Here is a 26,058-nt window from a genome sequence, read left to right as displayed (position 1 = left end):
TGTATATGTATTGGACAAGCTGTTATAAGAGTCATGAAAGGAGTAAAAAATGGCTTATACGCAAGAAGATTTTCAAGAATGGATATTTTATATATCAGATAAGATGGATCAATTTACAAATGAATTTGCGAAAGATAATCACTTGATTCTTGACTATACACGAGCTTCATTGGACGATTTGGAAAGATGGATTCTGAATCACTATTCTAACATTCAAGCTTTGATTGAAGATAGAGATACTTTGGATCGTTTGACAATCTACATTGGACAGACCTTTAGAAAATACATTGGTGGGAAATGGGTCATTGATTTGAAAAATAAGAAAAATGCTTATTACTCGATGCCCACTTTGACGGATCCTTCTTATCGAGGTGAGGTATACATTGCCCCTATGACTTTTGCGACAGCTTGCATCAACCGAAATAGAGGTAATTATATCAGCTGGATTCTGACAAATAACATTGCAGATCAAATTAAAAAAATAGATGATTTGGTGGAATTTATGGAAAAAGAGTATTACTCTTTTGATTCCTTTTCAATCGGAAAATATAGGGCGAAGGAAGGCTTATTTTTAGAGTGGGATGGGAAGAATTATATCTATGGATATTCTGAAAGAGGAAACAGAGAGATAGAAAAGACGTTTAGCAGGGAAGAAGAGGCTGTTCAATATGTTATGAAACAAATTTCTGAGGGCAAAGTAAGTAACGACCATTTGGTGGCGTGGACTTGGACTAAAGAAGAGATTGAACAGGCAGAAAAAGAGTTACAAGAACGATTTATTCCTTTCAAGCGAAACGATATCCCCTGCTTTGATATTAAAGGAAGAACCGCTTATAGAATCTTTGTCTACGGGAAAAACGTAAAGTATTTGGATGATTTTCAAAAGAAATATAGATATATTCATGTTTAAATGGATATATGAATACACACTTAAAATGCTCAAAAGTGCTTAAAATAAAGTTTTTTAAAAATTGAAAAATAATCTAGCTAAAAAAGCTAGATTTTTTATTTGAAGGGACTTATTTCAAATGCAAAGATGTCAACAAAATGACACGCTATGTGTCTTGTTATTAATTAACTTAAAGAATGATACATGTTAGCTAAGGAGAATCAATAATAAAAGATGAGATGGACTATATGGATTCCCCAATACTAATGTTGGAGGTGGTATATGAAAAAAGAAGTAATTAAACTTGAATTAAAGTTTCTGAAATTGATAAAGTTAGGAAAGCAGGAGTTACTGCATACGCTGGGCTATCAACAGGAAAAGATGAGCATAGAAGCTCAAATTGGTTACCCTATATTTCTTGATGAATGGTAGAGGGCAATTTTTCTTTGTTGGATAATGGTGATTTATAGTACATATAAAACTTGACTTTCCCATTGGGGACAGTGCTATTTTTTAAATAAAGGAGGTGGCAGACCATGTTAAGAAATGAAATTCAAAATAAAACAGGTTTAACCAGGAAAGCACTTGAATATTATGAGGAAAAAGGACTGATCAATCCTCGGAAATTTGAAAACGGGTATAGGGATTATAGCAAGAAAGATTTAGAGATTTTAACTAAAGTAGCCTTATTTAAAAAAATCGGAATGAGTATAGCTGAAATAGAACAGTACTTATTTTCTGATCGAAATTCATTATCTTCCATTTTAAGAAGAAAACAACACCAATTAGATATTGAAGAAAAAAAGAAGAAATTTTTGAACTAATAGTAAAAGGAGAAAGTCAGGAATTAATAAACGAAAAAATCAAATGGATTGAAGCAGAAGAAATCATCTACGAAAGATTGGAGAGGTCATTTCCCGGATATTTTGGGCAGATGTTGTTTGCGGCATACCAACCATTTTTGAATGAACCGTTAGATAAAGATGGAAAAGAAGCCTATGAAAAGTTTGTGGATTATTTAGATAATCTACCGTCATTTGAATTGAGTAAGGACGAGCAAGAGTATGTAGATAACATTAGCTCAACTTTTGATATGAAAACGCTAAAAAAAGTTAATCAATCTAAGGTGAATGCTATTGAACATGTTGAAGATTGGATAAAAGAAAATGGTGATAGTATTTCACAATATGAGGAATATAAAAATAGTGAAGAATATCAAAACAGCTTAATGAAACAAATTCAAGATAAGCTACAAAAGTTTATGAAAGACAACAAATATTATGAAATAGCCATTCCCCTGATTAGAAAGTTTAGTAAAAGCTATGATGACTACTATCAAAAATTGCTAAAGGCAAATGAATCATATTTAAGTAGTAAAGGTTAGAGCTATAGATAAGCTTCTACTACTAAAGGTGGGTGTTTTTAATGCCTAAAAACAAACAGTTTCAAAGTTCGGATAAAAAATTGAGTTATATCAAAGGAAGTATAAAACCAGAAAGAATTTATCGGGTGTATCATGCAGTCTTTGCTTATCTATAAGATGGGGATTTCATCAGAGAAATTCTGAATTATCCAGAAATAGAAAACCAATTCATCGTATTGGCTGTTTAGAAGAAATCACCATTCGGTTTTTAAGACTGAGTTAATCTCACTCTTTTTGGACAAGTCAAAAAAAGTCCATTAAAATAGGAAGGTAAAAAGGAGACTAACATGGCGCTGGGGATATTAGTGAGTATGGTATCAGTAATCTTATGTGAAGCTTTGGGACATTGGGTTCAACATGTACTTCACTTTAGTAAAAATAAAGAATATGGCTTTCCATTAGGTGTTGTGGCCAGCTTTGGGATATTAGAGTTTCTGTTCTTGATTGGTATTGGTCTTCACTTTGGGACTGGTTGGTTTCTTTTTTGGAGCATTATTTTAATTGGTTTTATGATTTTTGCCCTTTGGTCGCAATGGAAAAAGACAGTTTACTTTCTTTTCCGTTGGCAGACTTTGGTTGTGTTAACCAGTTGTGTCTTAGGACTGGTGTTAATGAAGCGGTATGCCAGTTTAGAAGTTAGCTTCATTCATACTTCTTTATTACAAGGATTTCCTCTTTGGCAACAGACGCTTCAATATAGTTTGCGTTATGTTCAAATTTCTTTTGGACTATGGATTATTTTGATTAGCCTTTGGTTTTTAGGATCGTTGATTTTTAATATTGTGGATAGTTTTCATTTGAAAAATCCATGGTTTTGTTTCTGTGTGTTGTTGGCGGGTATCTTTTTTAGCACTTTTCGTAGCCACCAATTGATACAACTTGGATCCATGAATTATTGGCGTATCTTATTGGTATCTCATTTGTTGTTTGTATTCTATAGACTTTTTTCCAATCAGGAAGAAGTAGTGCATCCGTTTTTTATACCAATGACTATTCTGGCGGGATTGTTTGTGTCAGATGGTTTTGTTTTAATGAGTGGAGAACTTTTGTTAGCTTATTTCATTTTTTGTCTGTATCGAAAAGAAGTAAAAATTTTATACCATTTGATTTTTTGGATTTTCCCACTCATTTTGTATCTGGCTAGTTATCTAGGACAAAAAAATATCATCGGGTTTATTTTGGTCATGATGTTGTATTGGTTTGTTTTAAAGATGAGAGATCATGAAAAAATTTATGCTTGCCTTATTGATGTGGAGACATTTTTTTTAGATCACTATCGGAAAATTTTCTTTTTAATTGGTCCCATTCTGTTGATGTTAGGAACATTGTTCCTTCGTTTTATAGTTCCGGAGAATGCTTCTTTATATCGTTCTTTTTTAAATTATTTGACAGCGAAACCAGTCAACTATTATTTCTTTATTCATAGCAATTGGCTGGAAATTATTTTAAGTGCTATTCGTTGGATTGGTGTTATCATCTTTGTGTGGCAATCGCATAAAAGAGAAGAAGATAAATGGATTCGGACTTTGTTGATTTTAATGGTGATTTGGTTTGTGAATCCGTTGACTATGGGTTTATTGGTAAAAATTTGTGGATTGAATGCCTTGACCTTAGGGTTTGAAATTCTTTTTAATCCTCTAACGGATTTATTATCATTTATTGCTATTTATCGATTGTTTCAATGGACGGTGATCGGTCAATGGGTTTTGGAGTTGGTTTTGGTGTTCGCTACTTTATTTGGTCATACTCTTTCTTATTTACACGTACCGGCTGGATTGTATACGGATTTGATCGATGGCACGATGGAGGTGGGAAAATGAACGTTTACGATTGGGATAATACCATTTATGCTGGAGATTCTACCGCTGATTTTATTCGTTACTTATTTTGGCATTATCCAAAGACCTTATTGAATGTACCTAGAATTCTTGTGTTCGGTCTTGGGTTTGTTTTGCACATGGTTCCAAAACAAACCTTTAAAGAACAGGTATTTCATTTATTTGTGTATGTTCCGGATATGATGAAAGCAACTAGAGAGTTTTGTATTAGTCATTTAGATCATGTAAAAGGGTTTTATCAACAAAAAGAAGATGATGTGGTTATATCGGCTTCCCCTGAATTCTTGGTGAAAGAGTTTGGGCGTTTGTTGCATATTCAATACACGATGGCTTCTCCCGTTCATCAAAAAACAGGTCGCTATGAAGGACTCAATTGTCATGGGAAAGAGAAGGTACGACGCTTCTATGAGTGTTTTCCGAAAGGGGAAATAGAAGAGTTTTATTCTGACTCTTTAAGCGATGATCCTTTAGCAAAGTTAGCAAAAAAAGCCTTTTTAGTAAAAAAAGACCAATTAGTTTCATGGCCAAAGTGAAAAAGTTATGTTCCGGTATAAAGGAATAAAAAAGGAGGAGCAAGAAAATAGTCTTGTTCTTCCTTTTTCGGTTTTAATTAGTGTTGTTGAGCTTGAACGGCCGTTAAAGCAACCACTCCTACGATATCTTCCCATGAACAACCGCGAGATAAATCGTTTACTGGTTTGGCGATTCCTTGTAACATTGGTCCATAGGCTTCAGCATTTCCCAAGCGTTGTACCAGTTTATAACCGATATTTCCGGCGTCTAAGTTAGGAAACACCAAGACATTTGCATGACCTGCTACGCTGGAATTTGGAGCTTTTAAGGCTGCCACTTCCGGAATGATGGCGGCATCTAATTGTAGTTCACCATCAGATTTCACATCGCGATATTCCCGAGCCGCAATTTCAGCTGCTTTTCTAACTTTATCGACCAAAGTATGTTTAGCACTACCTTTTGTGGAATGACTCAAGAAAGCCACCTTGGCTTCACCACCAACAAGGTATTCAAAACTTTTGGCAGAATCCGCTCCAATGGAAGCAAGCTGCTCAGCCGTTGGATCTTGATTTAATCCACAGTCAGCGAAAATGAAAGTACCATTTTCACCCAATTCTTTATTCGCAGTACTCATGACAAAGAAGCCGGAAACCAATTTAGCATTTGGGGCCGTCTTTAAGATTTGTAAAGCAGGGCGTAAAGTATTGGCGGTTGAATGACAAGCACCAGAAACCAGCCCATCGGCTTCATTGTTTTTGACCATCATGATACCAAAGGTAGCGTTATCTTCTGTTAGAGCTTTGTGAGCCAATTCTTTTGTCATCCCTTTTGCTTTACGAAGTTCCGTTAAAATAGTCACATAGTTCTCTAATTGATCGCTTGTTTTAGGATCAATGATGGTTGCTTGATCAATATTCACACCTAACTTTTTGGCGTCTTCTTTTACTGTTTCAACATTCCCTAATAAAATTAAATCAGCTAAATTTTCTTCTAAGATTTTAGCAGCTGCCCGGATCGTTCTTTCATCTTCTGCCTCCGGCAAAACAATGGTCTTTTTATCGGCCTTTGCTTTTTCCTTAATGGAATCAATAAATGCCATAATTTTTCATCTCCTTTTGTAATGTTATTATAAACCAACTTTGCTCTTTATGCTTAGTGGTGAACAAGGTATACTAACAAAGAGGTGACTATGAGTATATATACAATTGAAAATCAATCAGTTTTAGTTCAAATCAGTGAACAAGCATCGGAAATCCATCATTTTCAATCGAAAGAAACGGGGTTGGAGTATATGTGGCAAGGAGATCCAAAGTATTGGTCAGGGAGAAATCCAACATTATTTCCAATGGTTGGAAAGAGTTGGAGCGGTGTTTTAACCATTCAGAAAAAACCATATACGATGGGAAACCATGGTTTTGCTAGAAACAGCCTTTTTCATTGCGTGCACCATGATGAAAAAAGGATTGTGATGGTTTTGGAAGACAGTGAAGAAACTTGGAAACAATATCCCTATCATTTTCGCTTGATGATTGAATATACTTTAACGGGTAAAAAATTAGAAATTAATTACACGATTGAAAATAAAAACAAAGGAACCATGCCATTTCATTTTGGCCTACATCCAGCTTTCAATTGTCCGCTTCAAGAAGGAGAAAATCAACAGGAATATCGTATTGAATTAGAATGTCCGGAAAAAATTCACGGGAATTTGAGTTCTCACATTACTTTAGACCCATTAGAATTACGCAAGACGATTATTTTAGAAAATCCAAAGAGTACTTGGTCGAAATTGACGAACGGTAAGCACTTTGTAAAAGTTGGTCATGAAGGATATCCATGGATTGCCTATTGGTCAAAAGAGGCTCCTTTTGTTTGTATAGAGCCTTGGTATTCACATACGGATTTTACAGAAATACATTTGGACTATGAGGAAAGAGAAGGTTGTATTAAACTAGAAGAGAACAGTGTGTGGCATTGTTCCTATTCCATTGAAATTGATTAAGGAGAAAAAGTATGTTTAAAATCATTATTGAAAAAAATTATGAAGCAGTTTCAGAAGTGGCTTTTGAGGTTTTTCGTCCGGTGATGGATCTGGAAAATCCCGTGTTAGGGTTGGCTACAGGATCAAGCCCGGTAGGTTTATATAAGAAAATAATTGAAGATCATCAAAAGAATGGTACTTCTTATGCCAAAGCCATCAGCTTTAATTTAGATGAATATGTTGGCTTACCAAGAAATCATAAGGAAAGTTACTATACCTTCATGCATGAAAATTTATTCAATCATATTGATATCAAGGAAGAAAATACCCATGTTCCAAATGGTGAAACAAGTGCGCCTGAACAAGAATGTCAGGATTATGAAGAAGCTTTAAAGAAGGTATCTGTAGATGTTCAAATTTTAGGAATTGGCTCTGATGGTCATATTGCGTTTAATGAACCGGGTACTTCTTTTGAAAGTGAAACCCATGTTATGGAATTGACAGAACAGACACGTCAAGATAACGCTCGTTTCTTTGATGGAGATATCACGCAAGTGCCTACGTTGGCGATCACTCAAGGGTTGGCTTCCATTATGAGAGCTAAGAAAATTATTTTAATTGCGACAGGAGAAAATAAAGCTCAAGCAGTTAAGGATATGCTGAAAGGAGAAAAGAGTGAGGCTTGTCCGGCTTCTGTTTTGCAAGATCATGCTGACGTGACGGTTATTTTAGATGAAGCGGCCGCTTCTCTTTTGAGCAAATAAATTGTCAGAAAAATGATTTATGTCATACTAAAGATAGAAATCAAAAAGGAGAACTAGAAATGAATGTGATCAAAAATGCAACTGAATATGATGCAATCTTAAAGGACAATGAGAAAGTATTTGTGGACTTTTATGCCGATTGGTGTGGTCCATGTAAGATGGTTGGTCCGGTAGTGGAACAGCTATCCAATGAAATCAGTGATGTGGCTTTTGTGAAAGTCAATGTAGATGAACATCCACAGATTGCTCAGCGCTATGGCGTGATGTCCATTCCAACAATGATTGCGTTTAAGAATGGTCAAGCTGTTAAAACAACGGTAGGATTTAAACCAAAAGAAGCGTTGGAAGAAATGATTCAATCTTTATAGGAATCAGGTGTAATACCTGATTTTTTTGTTGTTGATCATTTATCATTTTTTATGATAAAACATTGAATAATAAAGGAAAGATTGGTATTATCTTTTTTGATATTACCAATCTTTTTGTTTGGTAATATCAAACAAAGGAAAAAATATGATTAATATTGGTGCAAGAATAAAACAGTTACGATTAAAAAATGATCTTACGTTAGAGGAATTAGCCTCACGAACGGAATTGACGAAAGGTTTTTTATCACAACTAGAGAGAAATAGAACTTCTCCATCTATTCAAAGTTTAGCGGATGTAGCAGAGGCTTTAGGGGTCAATTTAAGTGGCTTTTTTCAAGAAGATGTGGAAGAACAAATTGTCTTTCAAGAAGAAGATGCGTTTGTGGATGAACAAGAAGGAATGAAAATATTTTGGATTGTTCCCAACGCTCAAAAGAATGTGATGGAACCAATTCGTCTGGTTATCGAATCGGGTTATCAATCAAAGGTTTTAGAACCCCATGAAGGGGAGGAATTAGGCTATGTCTTGAATGGGAGAATTCATGTGGTGACCCAATCTCATCCAAAGGGATATGTGGTTCGCAAGGGGGATAGTTTTTATTTAACCGGGAAAGAAGCACATTGGATTGAAAATAGATCTAAAAAAACAGCGGAAGTATTGTGGGTTTCAACGCCACCGAAATTTTAGGGAGAGAATATGGCAAAAAGATTAATTGAAATTAAAAATGTGGTCAAAACCTTTGGACAACAAGTGGTTTTAAAAGGCATTAATTTAGATATTTATGAAAACGAATTTGTTACTTTATTAGGACCTTCCGGGTGTGGAAAGACGACTTTATTACGCATTATTGCAGGTTTTTTAGAGCCGGATGGAGGATCGGTTTTGATGAATGGTGAGGATATTGCGACTTTGCCGGCTTATAAGCGGGATGTTAATACAGTTTTTCAACACTATGCGTTATTTCCTCATTTGAATGTATACGATAATATTGCTTTTGGTTTGAAAATCAAGAAAGAACCGAAGGATATCATTGATCAAAAAGTAATGCGTATGTTAAGTCTGGTGGGATTGGAAGGTTATGAAAAGCGTCATGTGACTCGCTTGTCCGGTGGTCAGCAACAACGGATTGCGATTGCCAGAGCTTTAATTAATGAACCAAAAGTTTTATTGCTGGATGAATCTTTAAGCGCTTTAGATAAAAATCTAAGAAAAGAAATGCAATTGGAGTTGAAAGAAATTCAACGAGAAGTAGGAATTACATTTGTTTTTGTGACACATGATCAAGAAGAAGCGCTAACCATGTCTGATAAGATTGTGATTATGCGTGAAGGAGAAATAGAACAGGTTGGTAGTCCTTTATCGGTGTATAATGAGCCAATTAATGAATACTGTGCTCGTTTTATTGGGGATTCCAATATCATTGATGGAGTGATGATTGAAGATCGTCTCGTCAGTTTTGATGAAAAGAAATATGTTTGTACGGACTATGGTTTTGAATCAAATCAAGAAGTAGATATTGTGATTCGTCCGGAAGATATTGATATCGTAGCAAGAAATAAAGGCTTATTAAATGGAGAAGTTAAGTCGGTATTATTTAAAGGAGTTCATTATGAAGTAATTGTTGAAACGGCTAGTGGAACAGCTAAAACAATCACTATGCACGTCACAAAAGAAAGAGATGTGATCAACGAAGAATATGGAGAACGTATTTCCGCTTCTAATTTTTCAATGGACTTAGAAGACGTCGCCGGTTTAAATGATAAAGAAGTCATTGCTCGTGCCAATGCCCAAGCTTGGCGTGAGGGAGAAGAAGAAAATATTTCTTTGACGGAAGTTCAATATCAAGTAGAAGAAAAGGTAGGTAGTTATGATTGTACCTTTGGCACAAGCAACGGAACTCGTATTACCATTCAAATTCAAGTGGTAGAGCCAAAGACGACTGAAAATCAACTCAATCAAGAAGGCATCCAAGCTTTTGATTTTTATACGACCGTTCAAGAATTACAAGAATCAGTTGCTTTAGATACAGATTTGGTACGTTGGGCGGATGCCTATGCGTGGGATATGGAAGATAATTCTAAAGTAGAAATTTGGGACGTCAAATATGATTTTGATGTGGATGAAATCAAGGAAGGCGATTATAAGATTACTTTTGCGACACAAGGTCGTGAATTAAAATTAGAAACGACCGATGCGATTGAAGTAGGGCAACGAATTGGTTTATCGTGGCAGCCGGAAGACATTCATGTCATGGAAAAGATGGTGTACTAATGAAAAGTTTTAGACGATTGGTGTATCCATATGTAGTCTGGATGGCGGTTATGATTGTCATTCCGATGTTAATGATTGTGTTCTATGCCATCACAAAAAAAGGAAATTCTGTTTTAACGCTTCAGTTTACTTTGCATCACTTTATTCGTTTTTTTCAAGATCCGATTTTTCCGATAGTGATGTGGCGTAGTTTGAAAATGGCTTTTGTGACAACGATCATTTGTATTATGGTGGGTTATCCGATGGCTTATGCGATGGCTAAGTTGAAGGGGAATTCACAAGCCCTGGTTTTGTTATTGGTGACGTTGCCTATGTGGATCAATATGTTGGTTCGTACCTATGCTTGGCGAGGTATTTTGACTATGATTGGAATGAGTCCGGAGTTGAAGGTGTATGTGGGTATGGTATATAATTTTCTACCTTTCATGATTCTTCAAATCTATACTTCTTTATCCAAGATTGATCCTAGTTTATTGGTGGCAGCTAGAGATTTGGGAGCAAATGAAACACAAACATTTTATCGGGTTGTTTTGCCGTTATCCTTTTCCGGTGTGATTTCAGGAATTACATTGGTTTTTTTACCGGCGGTATCCAGTTTTTTTATACCGAAGTTATTGGGCGGTGGACAGTATGTCTTGATTGGTAACTTGATTGAAGATTATTTCATTAGTACAGGAGATTGGAATTTTGGTTCGGCCATTAGTTTGATTATGGCGATCATCATTTTAATTTCCATGTATATCACACGTCGTTTAGACAAGGAAACGGAGGGAGAATAATGCCGGAAAAATCATCAATTTTCTCCAAGATTTATTTGTGGTTGGTACTGATCTTTTTCTATGCACCAATCGTATATGTATTAATTTTTAGTTTTAACTCTTCTAAATCGTTGTCTAATTTCACAGGATTTTCGACAAGATGGTATGCCAAAATGTTTGCGAATCGAACCATTATGGAAGCCATTTGGTATACCGTGATCATCGCTTTATTGGCGACACTTATTTCAACTATTGTAGGAACGATTACAGCTATTGGTTTAAGTAAATCCAATCGAGTTTTAAAGGAAATGGTTCATCAGGTGAATAACTTACCGATGTTGAATCCGGAAATTGTGACAGCGATTGGACTCATGTTGTTTTTTACAAGTTTAAATCTATCAACCGGTTTTATGACGATGTTATTGGCTCATATTGCTTTTTGCATACCGTATGTGATTTTATCCATTACGCCACGTTTGAGAAGACTAGATCCTAATTTAGCGGATGCGGCTTTAGATTTGGGGTGTACGCCCATTCAAGCCATGTGGAAAGTGATTGTGCCACAAATCAGTGGGGGAATTATAGCAGGAGCTTTAGTGGCTTTTTCGATGTCTTTTGATGATTTTGTGATTTCCTTGTTTACGACGGGGCCTGGAGTTTCCAATATTTCGATTTATGTTTATTCCAACGTGAAGCGAGTGAATCCAACCATCAATGCTTTATCAAGTTTGATTGTTTATGTCATTACGATTGTATTGATTTTAATTAATGTGGTACCAATGATTCGAAATTATAGGGGAAAGAAAAATGAAAAAAACAGTTCAATTGATTAGTGTTGCTTTGGTTTTATCTATATTGACCGCTTGTGGAAATGAAAAACAAGAAACAGGAGAAATAGACGCCAAACAAAAGTATGGTTGTAATAAAATCAATGTGTATAATGCATCGGAATATATAGCGGATGATACCATCAAAAATTTTGAAAAAAAGTATAAAGCCCATGTGCAATATTCTGTTTTTGATTCTAATGAAATGTTGTATACCAAACTTTTGGGTGGTAATTCATACGATGTGATTGTGCCTTCAGATTATATGATCGAACAATTGATTCAAGAAAATCAACTTCAAAAGCTAAATAAGTCTTTGATCCCGAATTTATCTCATGTGAACTCCAATCTTTTAGAAAAACAAAAAATGTTTGACCCCAAATTGGAATATGCGGTTCCTTATTTTTGGGGTAATGTTGGTATTGTCTACAATAAGAAAAAAGTAGATCCTGTTGAGGTTGAAAAGCTCGGTTGGAATATTTTCCATCATACGAAATATAAGGGAAAGATTTTTTTCTATGATAGCCAAAGAGATGGTTTTATGGTAGCTTTAAAGGCTTTAGGGTACTCTATGAATACAAAGAATGATGAAGAGATTCAAAAAGCTTATACTTGGTTACGAAAAATGAATAAAACGATGGAGCCTTCTTATGTAACGGATGAAGTCATTGATGATATGATTAATCGAAAGAAAGACATTGCGTTAATGTATTCTGGAGATGCGGCTTATGTATTGTCGGAAAATAAAGATTTAGCGTATTTTCAACCGAAAGAAGGAACGAATATTTGGGTAGATGCGATGGTTATTCCTAAAAATGCCAGTTGCCCGGCTTTGGCGAATGCGTTTATTAATGAAATGACTTCCAAGGAAGTTCAAAAAAACAATTCTGAAGCAGTCGGTTATACACCTGTCATTCAATCGGTGGAAGATGATATTGCTGAAAGAGACTATCAAGGCGTAACGGCATACAAGCCTAGAACCGGCTATGTGAAGGATGAGATATTCCATTATAATCCGGGTGTGAAAGAAAAATTATCGGATCTTTGGACGAAAGTCAAAGTTCAAAATTAGCGAAGGAAATCCCTTCGCTTTTTGTTATAATTGGACTATGACAATAGATGAACTGATACAAGCCATGGATGTGAGCATCCGTTTAAAAGATAGAACGAGGCATTGCTATACGCAAGAAGGAAGACATGAAAGCGTTGCAGAACATAGTTGGATGTTGACAATGATGGCGTTTCTTTTAAAAGAAGATTATCCGGATGTGGATATGGAAAAAGTGATAGAAATGTGTATTATTCATGATTTAGGAGAAGTCTTTACCGGTGATATTCCTACTTTTTTGAAAAAAGAAAAGGACCAAATCAAGGAAAAAACAATTTTATTGGATTGGGTGAATCAACTATCAACACCGACACAAGAAAGAATGAAATCTTTGTATGCAGAAATGGAAGAACAAAAAACCATGGAAGCGAAAATTTATAAAGCTTTAGATAAAATAGAGGCTGTTTTTCAACATAATCGTTCAGATATTCAAACTTGGCTCCCTTTAGAATATGAATTGCAATTGACTTATGGTATTCAAGAATCCTCCTTTTCTAACCATCTACAAGCCTTACGAGAAGCTATTCGCCAAGAAAGTTTATTAAAAATCAAAGAAGCAGCACAAACTAGAGAGGTAATCAATAATTAGATGTGTCAATCAAAAAGAAAATGTCTTAAAAGATGATTTACAAGAACATCAAGAAGCGTTGTTAATTTATACAAGTCATGAAGAGAAGTCTGAAGACTTTGCGGATGCTGTCTTTGAAATTAGTGAAAATAAAATAACAAAGGTGTGTGGTTGAAACCGCTAAAAAATAATATAAAAAACTATTTCATTTGAAAAAGTTTATGTTATTATAAAGCTATAAGAAGCGTGTTACTGTCGGTTAACAGGCATTAGCTCATTAGATTTTTCTAGTGAGCTTTTATATTTTTGGAGGAAAGTATGGGTTTATTTTCAAAAAAGATGACAATAGAAGCTCCTTGTACAGGTGTTTTAAAACCATTACAAGAAGTAAACGATCCGGTATTTTCAAAAGGGTTAGTTGGTCAAGGTTTTGCTGTTTTGCCAAATGATGGAGAAGTCGTTTCACCAGTAGAAGGGGAAGTCACGATGGTCTTTCCAACCGGTCATGCTTTTGGCGTAAAGGATAAAAAAGGTTGGGAATATTTGATTCATTTGGGTATTGATACGGTGAATCTAAAGGGAGAAGGCTTTGAAACAAAAGTCTCAGTTGGACAATGGCTTCAAAAGGGGGAACCGGTTTCTCGGATGGATCTTGCTCTTTTAAAAGAAAAAGGGTTAGAAAGTGATGTTTTGGTATTAGTTACCAATCCAGCAACTGTGACTATAAAACAACCATATGGGGATGTAGAAAAGGGGCAAATTGTTGCGGAAGTGAATCATGCTTAAGGTTGAAAAGATATTAAATCACAATGTGGTTTTGTGTAGGGATGAAAGTCAAAGAAACCTAATTGCCTTCGGAACCGGTATTGGTTTTAATAAGAAATCTGGAGATAGTTTGGATGAAGCTAGGATTGTTAATTTGTATGGTTTAAAGAACTTAGCTCGCTATGAAAAATTGATTAGTGAAACCGAAGATCAGATTGTATCCCTATCAGAACAAATTATTCGTGAATTGGAAGAATGTTTTTCACAAGATTTTGATCGAAATATTCATGTATCCTTACTGGATCATTTGCAATTTAGTGTAAAGCGATATCGAGAAAATATGATCGTCCAAAATGTTTTTTTGGATGAAACGGCTTATTTTTATCCAAAGGAATTTGCTTTTGCCAAACAAGCATTGGCGATGGTGAATGAAAGTTTAAAAATCAATCTTCCTTTATCTGAGGCCGGTTTTCTTTGCATGCATATTCATGCGGCTTTGCATCATGAGGATTTAAGTTTTACTAATTTTAGCTTTCAAGTGATGCAAGATATTTTAGGTTTGATTGAAACTGATTTAGGTATTGATTTGAAACAATATGAAGATGCTCGCCAACGTTTGATGACTCATATCCGTTTTGCGATTAAACGGTCTTTGGAACATAGTGAGATTCAAAATGATTTGCAAGAAGTGATTCAGGAGCGTTATGTGAGGGCTTTTGCTTTAGCAAAAAAGATTTCTACAGTAGTTCAAGAAAAATATGATTTATCCTTAAATGAGGCTGAGCTAGCTTATTTGAGCATTCATTTGGAAAATATTATTCGTAGTATTCCATTGGTCTAAACATAAGTATTCTTATGTCAATACAGAAAGAAAGGAGAGAATGTATGTTTAAGACATTGCAAAAAATTGGTAAATCATTCATGCTGCCAATTGCTATTTTGCCAGCAGCTGGTTTACTTCTAGGGATTGGTGGAGCTCTTTCCAATCCAACAACGGTAGCGACTTATCCTGTTTTAGCCAATCCGGCATTACAAGGTATTTTCAAAGTTATGTCGGCTGCCGGAAATGTGGTCTTTGCTAATTTAGCGTTATTGTTATGCGTTGGATTATGTGTGGGCTTAGCTAAAAGAGACAAAGGAACGGCAGCTTTAGCCGGGGTTGTTGGATACTTAGTAATGACAGCTACGATTGCAGCTTTATTAGCTATTTTCAATCCAAAAGGAAGCGCCATTGATACGGGTGTGATTGGAGCTATTGTGATTGGTATGATTACGGTAACATTGCACAATAAATATCAAAATATCCAATTACCTCAAGTATTGGGTTTCTTTGGCGGATCTCGTTTTGTGCCTATTGCCACTAGCTTTGCGGCAATTGGTATTGGTGCTATTTTCTTTGTGATTTGGCCTCCATTTCAAAACCTGCTGGTGACTTCTGGTCAATACATTTCAAAGGCCGGTCCAATTGGTACTTTCTTATATGGCTTCTTGATGCGTCTATGTGGGGCGGTTGGTCTTCATCACATGATTTATCCAATGTTTTGGTATACTGAATTGGGTGGTGTTGAAACGGTTGCCGGTATTTCTGTTGCCGGTGCACAGAAGATATTCTTTGCTCAATTAGCTGATCCGAATCATGTCGGTTTGTTTACAGAAGGAACTCGTTTCTTTGCTGGACGTTTTTCAACTATGATGTTTGGTTTGCCGGCCGCTTGTTTGGCTATGTACCATTGTGTACCAAAAGAACGTCGTTCAAAATATAAAGGTTTATTTATTGGAGTGGCTTTAACTTCCTTTATCACAGGTATTACAGAACCGATTGAATTTATGTTCTTGTTTGTTAATCCGTTATTATATGTGATTCATGCGTTCTTTGATGGCGTTAGTTTTTTCATTGCGGATGTGCTTAATATTTCTATCGGTAATACATTCTCAGGTGGTGTCATTGACTTTACATTATTTGGTATTTTACAAGGAAATGCTCGTACAAATTGGCTTCTTCAAATCCCGTTTGGAGCGGCATGGGCTGCCCTTTACTACTTTTTCTTCAGATTCTACATTACTAAGTTCAATGTCATGACACCAGGAAGAGGTGAAGAAGAAGGAGAAGAAATCAAAGTAGATTCGAAGTCTTCGTTGAAAGAAGAATCCATGGAAGTGATTGAAGCTTTAGGTGGTGCTACAAATATTGAAGAGGTAGATGCTTGTATTACTCGTTTAAGAGTGAATGTTAAGGATTCATCAAAAGTGGATAAAGCGAAATTAAAGAAGATTGGAGCAACCGATGTGTTGGATGTAGATGGTGGTATTCAAGCTATTTATGGTGCAAAAGCGGTTCTCTATAAAAATAATATTGTTGAAATTCTGAATTTAGATGAATAAAGAATAGCCCTGAAAGCTCAGGGCTATTTTTAACTGTCATTGAATCATGACATGAAAACTGAAAATAAGGGATAAATTCGCCACTAAAATAATCAGCTTAGTAAAATGAGTTTTTAGAAACCTGATAAAGGAATAACAGGTATAATGATGTCATGTATCCATGGATGGATTTTTTAAATTGAAAAGGAGAGGGATCATGTCGTTTTTAGATGAAAAACAAATAAAATATGGATTTGATTATTATCATAAAGATGAATCGCAATTGAAAAGTGTCGTAGAAGTATCAGAGTATCACGGCGAAAAGCAATTAATGATCAATTGTACTCAGTTGGGAGATTCTTTTACGCCACAATACCAAACAAGAAAAGAAAAAAAACGAGTTTTACAAGAATGGTGTGATTTTTTATTAAAGAATAAAGAAACTTTTACTGAGTTGTCATTTGGTACAAGAATGCCACAAGAATTATTTGAGGCTGTTTGTGCACAGAAAAAGCTGAAAAAATTATACATAAAATGGGGTGTGTATTCAGATATTTCTAAAATGGTTAATCTTACAGAATTAGAATATTTACACTTAGGTTCCGGTGCAAGTGTTCAAAGTATAGAACCTATTGCGCATCTTGAAAAACTGCTTGCTTTATCGGTAGAGAATTTTCAAAAAATAGAGGATTATGATTCACTGATCAAACTTAAAAAATTAGAAAGCCTTTCGATAGAGGGAGATTCGTTTGGCCCACAATACATTCACGTAAAATCTTTGGATTTTTTGTGTCAAATGAAGCAGTTGAGATTTTTTAGATTTTTAACAGCCCGTTTAAAAAGTAAGGATTACACACCTGTTTTAAGTTTGAAAAATATAGAACATTTAACACTACGTCCATGCAAAGAAGTTAAGAAACTATATGATGAGATGATTCAATTATCTAATTTGAAATATGGACTATTAATCGATAAACCGGAACTTTATCTGAAATAATGAACTTTATTTTTGACTTGTGGTATCTAGCCATGAATTCCGCTTTCATTTTATAAATGGAAATAAGTTCGAGATTCTAATAACTTTCTTACAGATATAGAAGTGACGGTTTAGTTTAATATTTGTTTTGGATATTTCAGGGAAGAAATTTGATGAGAGAAATCATTTGTATATAGATCACTTGCTTTCGTCGCAATTGAAAAAACAGTGAAAAAGCCCTTGCCAAAAATAATGGGCGATGGTACTATGAATAGGCACTAAAAAATAAATATGCGCCGATAGCTCAACTGGATAGAGCATTTGACTACGAATCAAAAGGTTGCGGGTTCGACTCCTGCTCGGCGCGCTTTCGGGATGTAGCACAGCTTGGTAGTGCACTTGATTTGGGATCAAGGGGTCACAGGTTCGAATCCTGCCATCCCGACCATGTGGCGAGGTAGCTCAGTTGGCTAGAGCAATCGGTTCATACCCGGTAGGTCATGAGTTCGAATCTCATCCTCGCTACCATTGTTTTTTAGATAAGAGTGTTACCACAGGAGGACCCTTAGCTCAGTTGGTTAGAGCTATCGGCTCATAACCGATCGGTCGAAGGTTCGAGTCCTTCAGGGTCCACTATTGGAGGAATACCCAAGTGGTTGAAGGGTCCGGTCTTGAAAACCGGTAGGTCGAGAAATCGGCGCCTGGGTTCGAATCCCAGTTCCTCCGCCATTATCTAGCACTCACACATCGCGAGGTAGAGCAGTCTGGTTAGCTCGTCGGGCCCATAACCCGGAGGTCGTTGGTTCAAATCCTTCCCTCGCAACCATTGGCTCTGTAGCTCAGTCGGTAGAGCAAAGGACTGAAAATCCTTGTGTCGGCGGTTCGATTCCGCCTGGAGCCACCTTGTAAAAGCCCCTTAATTGGGGTTTTTATTTGTTATAATAGAATCATGAAAAAGACACTGATTATTGGTACGATGCAAACTGAATGGCTTGAGTATGTGAAAGAATTGCCTAAGGGAAATGAAGATTATGAAGTTCTTTCCTCTCGTTTACAACTAAGTGGATCGGCTTTGAAAGCAGCAAGCCTTTATCAACAATTCGGCTTTCCTTATGAAGTGATTGCTCCGGTAGGAAGGGGAAGTGCTGGAGAGATGCTTAGTGCTTATTTAGAAGAAAAACAAATTGATGTACAACACGTTGAGGGCATACACGGTTCATCTACTTTATTGGTCGATAGTAAAGATCGCTCGAATCGTATTTATGCGCCAGGGGTTGAGTTTGATATTTCTAATAACTTATTTTTGACAATTGATCCGGAAAATATTGATCGTGTTTTGGTGTTTGGAGATGCTTTGATTAGTGAGAACGCTAAAGATGTGATTGATTTATTGCAGGAAATTCAACAGGAAGTTTACTTTGCACCGGGATCTTATTTTCAATCCATTGAAGATTCGATCTTAGATGCCATGTTAGACTTTCACCCAATCATGATTTTAGAAGATACTGATTTATTATTGGAAAATTTTGAGTATTTGGAAACGATGATTTCCGGTTTACAGGAAGACAGTCATAATACCATCTTATTTTTAGCACAATTTCAGGGTTTATACGGTTTTGAATTAACACAAAAGTTTTTATTAAAAAATACTTCTTTTGAAGATGCTGAATATATTGCAATTGCCTATTCTCTAGCAAGATTAGCCAATGTTGATTCTAAGAATGCCTTATTATTAGCTCAAGAAATGGGCATAGCCGCCATTCATCATCAAACCCTATCTTTTCAACAAATGGAATTATTTAAACAACGATTAAAAGGAATGATTTTACATGCAGCATAACTCAACAGACACTTTTTGGAGAGATCTCTTTTTTGAACATATTTTGACTTATTTTAATTTCATCAATGTTCTTCTTTTTATATGGGTTTCTAGTATTGGTCGATGGGAAAATGGGCTTTTCATGGGAGCGTGTTTATTTGCTGTGGCAAGTAGTGTGTATCATTCTATCAAAGCAAGATATCAGCTTAAAAAAATGGAACTGTTTGTCCAAGAAAAATACCATTCTCCGCTAAAACCGAATCTTTTGTTATTACGGGATGAAATTCAAATAGGTGATCAAGTGGAAATAACCGTTGGTCAACAAATCCCGGTAGATGCCATTTTGATAGAAGGAAACTTAGAAGTCAATGAATCCTTATTGACAGGCGAAGAACAAGAAATTATCAAAAATCCGGGTAGTTCTTTAATTGCCGGCAGCTATGTTCTTTCGGGAAGGGGTATTTTGGAAGCGATGACAACCGCTCAAGATTCGAAAGCCGAGAAAATGATTCAAGATGCTCGAAAGGTTAAAAAGGGAAAGATTGGTTTGGTGAAAGAATTGGATCATTTTTTGCGACTGATTTCGATCGTATTGATTCCTCTTGGAGTGGCTTTATATGTTGTTCAAATTAATAACATTGGTTATGAACGTACAGTTTTAAGTACAGTAGCGGCTTTGATTGGCATGATACCGGAAGGTCTTTTGGTATTGACAAGTATGTCTACGATGATAGGGGCACTTCGCTTAAGCAAACGTTATGTCTTGACGCAAAACTTAAGTGCTTTAGAAAATTTAGCTAGGGTCGATACCATTTGTTTGGATAAAACGGGAACACTAACGACAGGTCAATTAAAAGTAAAAGAAGTGGACTGGCTAGAGGCATCTTATGAGAATCAGCTAAGAATACATATGAGTCAAGAATTAACCAATAATCCAACTCAATTGGCTTTACAAAAATATCTCGGGAAAGATGAAAGATCGGTAGAAGGTTACTTGCCTTTTTCTTCAAAACGGAAATACAGTGCTTCTAAAATGGAAAATGGCTTTATCTTTCTAGTTGGTTCGGCAGAATCTTTTGGTAGTGGTGAATTGCCGGAAAAATTGATTTCTGAACAAAAAAATGGCAATCGAGTGATTACATTGGCGTGTGGAACAGGAGATTTAGATCAGGTTAAGAATGTGAAAGCGGTTGGTTATGCGGTGTTAGAAGATGAATTAAAAGATCACATTCAAGAAACATTGGCTTATCTTCAACAAGAACACGTTCAATTACGAATTATTTCAGGGGATCATGAAAGAACCGTTTCTTCAATTGCACGTAAAGCAGGGTATCAAAATTTAATAAGAAGTGGAAATGTGGGTAAGACATTGGATTATTCTTTACAGGTATTTGGGCGTGTATTACCAGAACAAAAAAAGGATATTATTGCGCATCTTCAGAAAGAAGGACATATAGTCGCTATGGTGGGAGATGGTGTGAATGATGTATCTGCTTTGAAACAAGCAGACGTATCCATTAGTTTTGAAAGTGCACATGCGGCGGCTAAAAATGTGAGCGATATTGTGCTTGTTCACAATGACTTTGCGGAGGTTCCTAGGGCGATTGAAGAGGGAAGAAGGATTATTTTTAATATTTCAAATAGTGCTTCTTTATACTTCATAAAGACGATTTATTCTTTAGCTTTCACTGTTTTATTATTGACATTAAATTATAGTTATCCTTTTTTACCGATTCATTTAACCGTATTATCAGCTTTTGGGGTAGGTATTCCTACTTTCTTATTGCAATGGGAAAGTCATCCTGATCCGATTCAAAAAGGTTATTTTAAAAAGGCTGTTTTAAAAGCTGTTCCTTGTGCTCTTTATTTGTTAATGGGGATTTTGGTACTTCGTCATTTGCAACTACCAAGATGGATTTTAGTTTGGACTGCTATGAGTTATATTGTGGCATTAGTAACCATTTATCCGCCAAAAACCAAGATGAGAAAGATAGTCATTCTTTTGATGCTGATGGCGTATGGTTTAGTCTTTTTATGGTTGAATCTTCATCACTCGTTGGATGTGCCAAGTCTTCAGACTATGAATGATTGGGTTGTCTTTGGAAGTATGATAGGAATTCAAATTTTATGCGGTTTCATTCTTCAAATGAAAAAAATAAAGATAACTTAAAAACAGTTGATTATTTGGACTGGTACTTAGCGATATCGTGGAGTAAAATGGTATTGGATTTCTTGGAAAAGAAGTTCTAGAGTTAGAGATACTTTATTTGGTTTGAACATGAATGATTTCATAATTTGAAAAGAACAGATTTGCTTATCTCTAAAAAACAAGAAATTTTACCTCCGATAGAGCATTAGAAAAACTTGAAATAAAAGGTCGATCTTGCCTATGAAAGGTAACGTGAAGGCGGTCATGGTGGAATGGTAGACACGCTGATCTCAGACGTCAGTGAGGAAACTCATGCAGGTTCAAGTCCTGTTGGCCGCATAAGAAAGCATAAAGCTTTCTTTTTTATGTAAAACTCATGAAACTTTTTGACTTTTTATAAAAATTTTTAAAGAAAATTAAAATCCAGTAAAAATGATTGGTATTTTTTGTATATATTCATGTAAAATAAAGGTAAATATAAGGAACTCTATGGAATAGAGACAGGGAGGGTGTTATGAGAAAAATTCATAATGGAAAAGTTTATGACACAAAGACTTCTGTATTTGTGATGTCGTTGAATCTGGATGGGCTAAAACGAGATCTTTATCAAAAATCAACAGGAGAGTTTTTTCTATATGATAAAAATTCAGAAAGAATGCGCCCACTTCGTTTTAAGGATGCTCAGCAATATGTGATGGATCAGGGAACCAAAGAAATTCAAGATCAATTTTTTGGTCAGATTGCCACAAATCATGAAAAAATTTTGATTTCAGCTTATATTACGAAAGAACAGAAAGCGCACCTGAAAAGAGCGGCCGCCATTCGGGGAATGTCGATTTCGTCTTTGATTGGAAGCTGGGCAGAATCGTTGGAACATCTAGATAAATAAAAGAAGACGAAAGCCTTCTTTTTTTATACAATAGAGTTATGAATTTATTTCAAGAAGAAAGTGATGAACTAAAAGAACCTTTAGCCCTTCGGATGCGTCCTAAAACTTTAGATGAAGTAGTGGGACAAACTCATATTTTAGCGAAAGATAAATTGTTGTATCGAGCCATTCAAGCCGATCGCTTATCTTCACTGATTTTAACAGGTCCACCGGGAACAGGAAAAACGAGTTTGGCAATGGTGGTTGCTCAAAGTACCAAATCCCACTTTGAACAGGTGAATGCGACAGTTGCAGGAAAAAAAGATTTAGAAAAAATAGTGGAAGATGCCAGTGTTCGTAAAGAACGGTATGGTGAAAAAACCATTTTGTTTATTGATGAGATTCATCGTTTTAATAAAGGACAACAAGATTATTTATTACCTTTTGTGGAAGCGGGTTTGTTGGTATTGATTGGAGCGACTACGGAAAATCCTTATTTTGAAGTCAATCGTGCTTTGTTGTCGAGAAGTAGTGTGTTTCAGTTAAAACCGTTACTGAAAGAAGATATTGTTCAATTGTTAAAAAGAGCGTGTGGTGATTCTAAGAAAGGGATGGCCTCTTTTATGCCTATGGTTTCAGAAGAGGTTTATGACTTCTTAGCTGAAGTGAGTGGTGGAGACGCTAGAGTGGCATTAAACGCTTTAGAATTAGCCATTTTAACAACCGGTGCTAATGAAGAAGGCTATCGGGAAATCACTTTAGAAATTGTCAGTGAATGTGTTCAAAGAAAAGTGCTTCACTATGATAAAAAAGGAGATAATCATTACGATACCATTTCGGCGTTTATTAAAAGTATGCGTGGATCGGATCCGGATGCGACTATTTACTATCTGGCCAGAATGTTGGAAGCGGGGGAAGATGAACGGTTTATTGCTCGACGTATTATGATTTGTGCTAGCGAGGATGTTGGGAATGCGGATCCTAGAGCGATAGAGGTCGCTACTAGCTGTGCTTTAGCAGTAGAAAGAGTTGGTTTGCCAGAGGCTTCTATTATTTTGGCTCAAGCTTGTATTTATGTGGCTTGTGCTCCTAAGTCCAATGCAAGCTATTTAGCTTTGCACAAAGCGCAAGAGGCGGTCAAGAAATATGGTAATTTACCGATACCTGGTTATCTTAAAAATATTGTGGTTGAAGGAGAAGAAGCTATCGGTAAGGAAAAAGGATATCAATATGCCCATGATTACCCACATCACTATGTGGAACAGCAGTATCTACCGGATGCTCTTCAACAAGAAATCTTTTATCGGCTCAGTGATAATGCGTATGAAGCTAAATTGAAGAAATATTTGGCATATATTGGTAAAAAGAAAATAGGGAAAGAGTGAACAGAATATTAGCACTCTTTTATTTTAAGTGCTAATATAGTTCTTATAATAGAAAGGTATCTAAAATATGGCAGAAATCGTTCCTATTTATAATGTTGTGATCCTTCCTCATTCAACCGTTTTTTTGACAAGTGAGTCTTTTAAAGAAGCCACCGGAAAAGAAGCGAAAGTAGGAGAAAAAATATATTTTGCACTAGAGAAAAAGGCATTGAATGAAGAGAACTTTCTTCCGGAGAATTTTTATGGTTTAGGGGTTTCCGGAATCATTACAGAAGTTCATACAGATGGCTTTTTGATTGTGAAGACGTATAATCGTGTTCAATTTGAAGATTTATATTTACACTCAAATCGAACGTTGGGGGTTACTGGTGTGATCAATCACCCGGAAACGGAAGATGTGGATGAACAAAATTACCAAAGTCGCATCCAAGGCTTAAAGAATAGCCTGATCCAATTTACATCTCAATATCGTTGGGCTTTAGGGGCAAAAAGTTATATCCAACAAATGACAACAGCGGAAGAGATCATGACGGGTATGTCTCAATTAATCAGTATTACCGCGGAAGATAAATACGCTTTATTAGCGGAAGATTCACAAGAAAAGCGTTTATCCATGATTGAAAAATATGTCTTGGAATACACAGAAATGAGTAATGTCTCAAAGGCGGCCAGTTCTGCTCAAGAAGAAGATAATCAAAAAGCTTATCGAGAAATGGCCATTAAGAAACAAATTGAATTTTTACAAAAAGAACTGGATGAGATGCATCCGGAAAATGTGAGTGATATTCGTAAATTAGAAAAAAGAATCCAAGAATCCAGTATGAATGAAACGGCTTTAAAAGAGGCGGAAAAAATTCTTTCTCGTATGAAACAAGAAGGTTCAAATTCTCCTGAATATGGCAATTTGTATAACTATTTAGATTTTTTGACTTCACTATCTTGGCAAACAAATCCATTGGAAAAGATAGATATTCAAAAGGCTGAGGAAATCTTGGATGAAGACCATTATGGTTTACAGAAAGTGAAAAAACGAATTTTAGAACAAATCGCTGTCATGGATTTGAATCATAAGCAGTCGGGATCAATTCTCTTGTTTGTCGGGGCTCCCGGGACCGGGAAGACGTCTGTTGGTAAATCCATTGCTAGAGCACTAAATCGAGAGTACGTACGAGTGGCTTTAGGCGGTGTTCGAGATAGTTCAGATATTCGTGGTCATCGTCGTACTTATATCGGTGCCATGCCGGGGAGAATTATGGATGGGATTCAGAAAGCCGGTTCTTCTAATCCGGTGATGGTTTTGGATGAAATTGATAAATTATCCTCTTCATATAATGGTGATCCGGCTTCAGCTTTATTAGAGGTTTTGGATCCCGAACAAAATCATACATTCACCGATCACTATATGAATGTACCGTATGATTTATCCAATGTCCTATTTATTTGTACAGCGAATAGCTTAGATACGATTCCCGAACCGCTTTTAAATCGTATGGAAGTCATTATGTTTCAAGGCTATACAGCCAGTGAAAAATTCCAGATTGCCAAACGCCATTTATTGCCTAAGTCTATGAAACAAATGGGCATAGAAAAGGCGATGTTGGCAGTGAGCGATGCGGGTATACGAACGATTATTTCTAGTTATACGATGGAAAGCGGGGTTCGTGGCCTGAAAAAGAGAATGGACCAAATTTGTCGGTATACCGCTGTTTTGATTGCCCGTGGTCGTCAGACAAAGTTTCATGTGAGTCAGAAGAATTTGTCAGAAGTGTTGGATATGGATCCTATTGAACATGAAAAAATTCAAAGAAATACTAAAGTTGGTATTGTAACAGGATTAGCTTGGACAGCTTCCGGTGGAGAAATTCTCTTTATTGAAAGCTTAGTGAGTGAGGGAAAAGGAAACATCAAGGTCACAGGGCAACTAGGGTCGGTGATGCAAGAATCGGTTCAAATTGCTTTGTCTTTGGTGAAATCAATTTTTCCTAAAGAAGCGAAACAATTAGAAAATCACGATATTCACATTCATTTTCCATCCGGATCGGTCAAAAAGGATGGACCGAGTGCCGGTATTACTGTCACAACGGCTTTAGCGTCTTTGTTGACAAAACAGAAAGTAAATCCAAATCTAGCCATGACAGGAGAAATTTCACTTCGTGGTGGAGTGATGCCAATAGGGGGCTTACCTGAAAAATTGATGGCGGCTGCTCGATCGGGTGTGAAAACCGTTTTGATTCCAAAGGACAATGAAAAGAACTTAAAAGATGTTCCTCAAGAAGTGAAAGATCAATTAAAGATCCTCACTGTTTCAACAATTGAAGAAGTTTTATCCTTAGCTGGAATTCAGAAATGAAAAAGGGTCAAGATGAGACACATTTCCTCATAACAAGAAACCGCTAAGAGGGGGATAGAAATCTTATTAGAAGATA

Annotated in this window: 25 protein-coding genes and 8 tRNA genes; 32 read left to right on the top strand and 1 reads right to left on the bottom strand. The window is 36.1% G+C overall.

Annotation, left to right across the window (positions count from 1 at the left end; translation table 11 throughout):
• Nucleotides 1-49 precede the first annotated feature (49 nt).
• The 6 genes from HMPREF9013_RS03840 to HMPREF9013_RS03825 all read left to right on the top strand — a co-directional run bounded on the left by HMPREF9013_RS03840 (nucleotide 50) and on the right by HMPREF9013_RS03825 (nucleotide 4,683).
• Nucleotides 50-910, top strand: coding sequence for a hypothetical protein (locus HMPREF9013_RS03840; protein WP_006627061.1), 861 nt, complete (start codon nucleotides 50-52; stop codon nucleotides 908-910).
• A 261-nt stretch (nucleotides 911-1,171) separates the two neighbouring features.
• On the top strand, nucleotides 1,172-1,321 hold the full coding sequence (locus tag HMPREF9013_RS07445) for a hypothetical protein (RefSeq protein ID WP_156780632.1): 150 nt from the start codon (nucleotides 1,172-1,174) through the stop codon (nucleotides 1,319-1,321).
• Between the two features lie 104 nt (nucleotides 1,322-1,425).
• A complete protein-coding gene (locus HMPREF9013_RS07560; RefSeq protein WP_006627060.1) occupies nucleotides 1,426-1,713 on the top strand; it encodes a MerR family transcriptional regulator in 288 nt (95 codons plus the stop codon).
• Nucleotides 1,714-1,823: 110 nt separating this feature from the next.
• A complete protein-coding gene (locus tag HMPREF9013_RS07555; protein WP_198002124.1) occupies nucleotides 1,824-2,273 on the top strand; it encodes a hypothetical protein in 450 nt (149 codons plus the stop codon).
• Nucleotides 2,274-2,599: 326 nt separating this feature from the next.
• Complete coding sequence (locus HMPREF9013_RS03830) at nucleotides 2,600-4,132, top strand: hypothetical protein (protein WP_006627058.1); 1,533 nt, start codon at nucleotides 2,600-2,602, stop codon at nucleotides 4,130-4,132.
• Nucleotides 4,129-4,683, top strand: coding sequence for a haloacid dehalogenase-like hydrolase (locus tag HMPREF9013_RS03825; RefSeq protein ID WP_006627057.1), 555 nt, complete (start codon nucleotides 4,129-4,131; stop codon nucleotides 4,681-4,683). Before HMPREF9013_RS03830 ends, HMPREF9013_RS03825 begins: the two co-directional genes overlap by 4 nt.
• Before the next feature lie 77 nt (nucleotides 4,684-4,760).
• On the opposite strand, the gene pta is transcribed toward HMPREF9013_RS03825, so the two are convergent.
• The gene (pta, locus tag HMPREF9013_RS03820; RefSeq protein WP_006627056.1) at nucleotides 4,761-5,762 is read right to left on the bottom strand and encodes a phosphate acetyltransferase; all 1,002 of its coding nucleotides are present in this window, start codon (nucleotides 5,760-5,762) and stop codon (nucleotides 4,761-4,763) included.
• A 90-nt stretch (nucleotides 5,763-5,852) separates the two neighbouring features.
• Between pta and HMPREF9013_RS03815 the strand changes: the two genes are divergently transcribed.
• The 26 genes from HMPREF9013_RS03815 to lon all read left to right on the top strand — a co-directional run bounded on the left by HMPREF9013_RS03815 (nucleotide 5,853) and on the right by lon (nucleotide 25,982).
• Complete coding sequence (locus tag HMPREF9013_RS03815) at nucleotides 5,853-6,665, top strand: aldose 1-epimerase family protein (RefSeq protein ID WP_006627055.1); 813 nt, start codon at nucleotides 5,853-5,855, stop codon at nucleotides 6,663-6,665.
• An 11-nt stretch (nucleotides 6,666-6,676) separates the two neighbouring features.
• On the top strand, nucleotides 6,677-7,408 hold the full coding sequence (nagB, locus tag HMPREF9013_RS03810) for a glucosamine-6-phosphate deaminase (protein WP_006627054.1): 732 nt from the start codon (nucleotides 6,677-6,679) through the stop codon (nucleotides 7,406-7,408).
• 59 nt (nucleotides 7,409-7,467) lie between these two features.
• Nucleotides 7,468-7,776, top strand: coding sequence for a thioredoxin (trxA, locus tag HMPREF9013_RS03805; protein WP_006627053.1), 309 nt, complete (start codon nucleotides 7,468-7,470; stop codon nucleotides 7,774-7,776).
• A 145-nt stretch (nucleotides 7,777-7,921) separates the two neighbouring features.
• Nucleotides 7,922-8,464 carry a helix-turn-helix domain-containing protein gene (locus HMPREF9013_RS03800; RefSeq protein WP_006627052.1) on the top strand — a complete coding sequence of 181 codons (543 nt, stop codon included), beginning with the start codon at nucleotides 7,922-7,924 and terminating at the stop codon, nucleotides 8,462-8,464.
• A gap of 9 nt (nucleotides 8,465-8,473) precedes the next feature.
• Nucleotides 8,474-10,048, top strand: coding sequence for an ABC transporter ATP-binding protein (locus tag HMPREF9013_RS03795; RefSeq protein WP_006627051.1), 1,575 nt, complete (start codon nucleotides 8,474-8,476; stop codon nucleotides 10,046-10,048).
• The gene (locus HMPREF9013_RS03790) at nucleotides 10,048-10,827 is read left to right on the top strand and encodes an ABC transporter permease (RefSeq protein ID WP_006627050.1); all 780 of its coding nucleotides are present in this window, start codon (nucleotides 10,048-10,050) and stop codon (nucleotides 10,825-10,827) included. Before HMPREF9013_RS03795 ends, HMPREF9013_RS03790 begins: the two co-directional genes overlap by 1 nt.
• Entirely contained in the window at nucleotides 10,827-11,639 is an 813-nt protein-coding gene (locus HMPREF9013_RS07550) for an ABC transporter permease (protein ID WP_006627049.1), read from the top strand. Before HMPREF9013_RS03790 ends, HMPREF9013_RS07550 begins: the two co-directional genes overlap by 1 nt.
• On the top strand, nucleotides 11,614-12,705 hold the full coding sequence (locus HMPREF9013_RS07545) for an ABC transporter substrate-binding protein (RefSeq protein ID WP_006627048.1): 1,092 nt from the start codon (nucleotides 11,614-11,616) through the stop codon (nucleotides 12,703-12,705). The genes HMPREF9013_RS07550 and HMPREF9013_RS07545 overlap by 26 nt, the downstream gene beginning before the upstream one ends.
• A 37-nt stretch (nucleotides 12,706-12,742) precedes the next feature.
• Nucleotides 12,743-13,330: an HD domain-containing protein gene (locus HMPREF9013_RS03780; RefSeq protein WP_006627047.1), complete on the top strand. Its 588-nt coding sequence runs from the start codon at nucleotides 12,743-12,745 to the stop codon at nucleotides 13,328-13,330.
• 297 nt (nucleotides 13,331-13,627) lie between these two features.
• The gene (locus HMPREF9013_RS03775; RefSeq protein WP_006627046.1) at nucleotides 13,628-14,095 is read left to right on the top strand and encodes a PTS sugar transporter subunit IIA; all 468 of its coding nucleotides are present in this window, start codon (nucleotides 13,628-13,630) and stop codon (nucleotides 14,093-14,095) included.
• The gene (locus HMPREF9013_RS03770; protein WP_006627045.1) at nucleotides 14,088-14,915 is read left to right on the top strand and encodes a PRD domain-containing protein; all 828 of its coding nucleotides are present in this window, start codon (nucleotides 14,088-14,090) and stop codon (nucleotides 14,913-14,915) included. The genes HMPREF9013_RS03775 and HMPREF9013_RS03770 overlap by 8 nt, the downstream gene beginning before the upstream one ends.
• Before the next feature lie 44 nt (nucleotides 14,916-14,959).
• Nucleotides 14,960-16,456, top strand: a complete 1,497-nt coding sequence (locus tag HMPREF9013_RS03765; RefSeq protein ID WP_006627044.1) for a PTS transporter subunit EIIC — start codon at nucleotides 14,960-14,962, stop codon at nucleotides 16,454-16,456.
• A 196-nt stretch (nucleotides 16,457-16,652) separates the two neighbouring features.
• Entirely contained in the window at nucleotides 16,653-17,432 is a 780-nt protein-coding gene (locus tag HMPREF9013_RS03760) for a leucine-rich repeat domain-containing protein (RefSeq protein WP_006627043.1), read from the top strand.
• A gap of 272 nt (nucleotides 17,433-17,704) precedes the next feature.
• Nucleotides 17,705-17,778: transfer RNA gene (locus tag HMPREF9013_RS03755), tRNA-Arg, on the top strand.
• Between the two features lie 4 nt (nucleotides 17,779-17,782).
• Nucleotides 17,783-17,859 (top strand) — tRNA-Pro (locus tag HMPREF9013_RS03750).
• A gap of 3 nt (nucleotides 17,860-17,862) precedes the next feature.
• Nucleotides 17,863-17,939, top strand: a tRNA-Met gene (locus HMPREF9013_RS03745).
• A gap of 31 nt (nucleotides 17,940-17,970) precedes the next feature.
• Nucleotides 17,971-18,044: transfer RNA gene (locus HMPREF9013_RS03740), tRNA-Ile, on the top strand.
• A gap of 5 nt (nucleotides 18,045-18,049) precedes the next feature.
• Nucleotides 18,050-18,140 (top strand) — tRNA-Ser (locus HMPREF9013_RS03735).
• 19 nt (nucleotides 18,141-18,159) lie between these two features.
• Nucleotides 18,160-18,237 (top strand) — tRNA-Met (locus HMPREF9013_RS03730).
• A 2-nt stretch (nucleotides 18,238-18,239) separates the two neighbouring features.
• Nucleotides 18,240-18,312, top strand: a tRNA-Phe gene (locus HMPREF9013_RS03725).
• Between the two features lie 48 nt (nucleotides 18,313-18,360).
• Nucleotides 18,361-19,251, top strand: a complete 891-nt coding sequence (locus HMPREF9013_RS07350) for a carbohydrate kinase family protein (protein WP_006627042.1) — start codon at nucleotides 18,361-18,363, stop codon at nucleotides 19,249-19,251.
• 142 nt (nucleotides 19,252-19,393) lie between these two features.
• Nucleotides 19,394-21,400: an HAD-IC family P-type ATPase gene (locus HMPREF9013_RS03715; RefSeq protein ID WP_198002123.1), complete on the top strand. Its 2,007-nt coding sequence runs from the start codon at nucleotides 19,394-19,396 to the stop codon at nucleotides 21,398-21,400.
• A gap of 237 nt (nucleotides 21,401-21,637) precedes the next feature.
• Nucleotides 21,638-21,718, top strand: a tRNA-Leu gene (locus HMPREF9013_RS03710).
• 175 nt (nucleotides 21,719-21,893) lie between these two features.
• Entirely contained in the window at nucleotides 21,894-22,268 is a 375-nt protein-coding gene (locus tag HMPREF9013_RS03705) for a hypothetical protein (protein WP_006627039.1), read from the top strand.
• Nucleotides 22,269-22,306: 38 nt separating this feature from the next.
• Entirely contained in the window at nucleotides 22,307-23,632 is a 1,326-nt protein-coding gene (locus HMPREF9013_RS03700) for a replication-associated recombination protein A (RefSeq protein ID WP_006627038.1), read from the top strand.
• A gap of 67 nt (nucleotides 23,633-23,699) precedes the next feature.
• Nucleotides 23,700-25,982 carry an endopeptidase La gene (lon, locus tag HMPREF9013_RS03695; protein WP_006627037.1) on the top strand — a complete coding sequence of 761 codons (2,283 nt, stop codon included), beginning with the start codon at nucleotides 23,700-23,702 and terminating at the stop codon, nucleotides 25,980-25,982.
• Nucleotides 25,983-26,058: the final 76 nt, after the last annotated feature.

Origin of the sequence: Bulleidia extructa W1219, assembly GCF_000177375.1 — a bacterium.
GTDB classification, from domain to species: domain Bacteria; phylum Bacillota_I; class Bacilli_A; order Erysipelotrichales; family Erysipelotrichaceae; genus Bulleidia; species Bulleidia extructa.
This window is presented reverse-complemented; position numbering and strand designations above follow the sequence as displayed.

Coding starts and splice junctions, on each gene's coding strand:
- HMPREF9013_RS03840 (WP_006627061.1), top strand. CDS start 50: ATGGCTTATACGCAAGAAGATTTTCAAGAATGGATATTTTATATATCA.
- HMPREF9013_RS07445 (WP_156780632.1), top strand. CDS start 1,172: ATGAAAAAAGAAGTAATTAAACTTGAATTAAAGTTTCTGAAATTGATA.
- HMPREF9013_RS07560 (WP_006627060.1), top strand. CDS start 1,426: ATGTTAAGAAATGAAATTCAAAATAAAACAGGTTTAACCAGGAAAGCA.
- HMPREF9013_RS07555 (WP_198002124.1), top strand. CDS start 1,824: ATGTTGTTTGCGGCATACCAACCATTTTTGAATGAACCGTTAGATAAA.
- HMPREF9013_RS03830 (WP_006627058.1), top strand. CDS start 2,600: ATGGCGCTGGGGATATTAGTGAGTATGGTATCAGTAATCTTATGTGAA.
- HMPREF9013_RS03825 (WP_006627057.1), top strand. CDS start 4,129: ATGAACGTTTACGATTGGGATAATACCATTTATGCTGGAGATTCTACC.
- pta (WP_006627056.1), bottom strand. CDS start 5,762: ATGGCATTTATTGATTCCATTAAGGAAAAAGCAAAGGCCGATAAAAAG.
- HMPREF9013_RS03815 (WP_006627055.1), top strand. CDS start 5,853: ATGAGTATATATACAATTGAAAATCAATCAGTTTTAGTTCAAATCAGT.
- nagB (WP_006627054.1), top strand. CDS start 6,677: ATGTTTAAAATCATTATTGAAAAAAATTATGAAGCAGTTTCAGAAGTG.
- trxA (WP_006627053.1), top strand. CDS start 7,468: ATGAATGTGATCAAAAATGCAACTGAATATGATGCAATCTTAAAGGAC.
- HMPREF9013_RS03800 (WP_006627052.1), top strand. CDS start 7,922: ATGATTAATATTGGTGCAAGAATAAAACAGTTACGATTAAAAAATGAT.
- HMPREF9013_RS03795 (WP_006627051.1), top strand. CDS start 8,474: ATGGCAAAAAGATTAATTGAAATTAAAAATGTGGTCAAAACCTTTGGA.
- HMPREF9013_RS03790 (WP_006627050.1), top strand. CDS start 10,048: ATGAAAAGTTTTAGACGATTGGTGTATCCATATGTAGTCTGGATGGCG.
- HMPREF9013_RS07550 (WP_006627049.1), top strand. CDS start 10,827: ATGCCGGAAAAATCATCAATTTTCTCCAAGATTTATTTGTGGTTGGTA.
- HMPREF9013_RS07545 (WP_006627048.1), top strand. CDS start 11,614: ATGAAAAAAACAGTTCAATTGATTAGTGTTGCTTTGGTTTTATCTATA.
- HMPREF9013_RS03780 (WP_006627047.1), top strand. CDS start 12,743: ATGACAATAGATGAACTGATACAAGCCATGGATGTGAGCATCCGTTTA.
- HMPREF9013_RS03775 (WP_006627046.1), top strand. CDS start 13,628: ATGGGTTTATTTTCAAAAAAGATGACAATAGAAGCTCCTTGTACAGGT.
- HMPREF9013_RS03770 (WP_006627045.1), top strand. CDS start 14,088: ATGCTTAAGGTTGAAAAGATATTAAATCACAATGTGGTTTTGTGTAGG.
- HMPREF9013_RS03765 (WP_006627044.1), top strand. CDS start 14,960: ATGTTTAAGACATTGCAAAAAATTGGTAAATCATTCATGCTGCCAATT.
- HMPREF9013_RS03760 (WP_006627043.1), top strand. CDS start 16,653: ATGTCGTTTTTAGATGAAAAACAAATAAAATATGGATTTGATTATTAT.
- HMPREF9013_RS07350 (WP_006627042.1), top strand. CDS start 18,361: ATGAAAAAGACACTGATTATTGGTACGATGCAAACTGAATGGCTTGAG.
- HMPREF9013_RS03705 (WP_006627039.1), top strand. CDS start 21,894: ATGAGAAAAATTCATAATGGAAAAGTTTATGACACAAAGACTTCTGTA.
- HMPREF9013_RS03700 (WP_006627038.1), top strand. CDS start 22,307: ATGAATTTATTTCAAGAAGAAAGTGATGAACTAAAAGAACCTTTAGCC.
- lon (WP_006627037.1), top strand. CDS start 23,700: ATGGCAGAAATCGTTCCTATTTATAATGTTGTGATCCTTCCTCATTCA.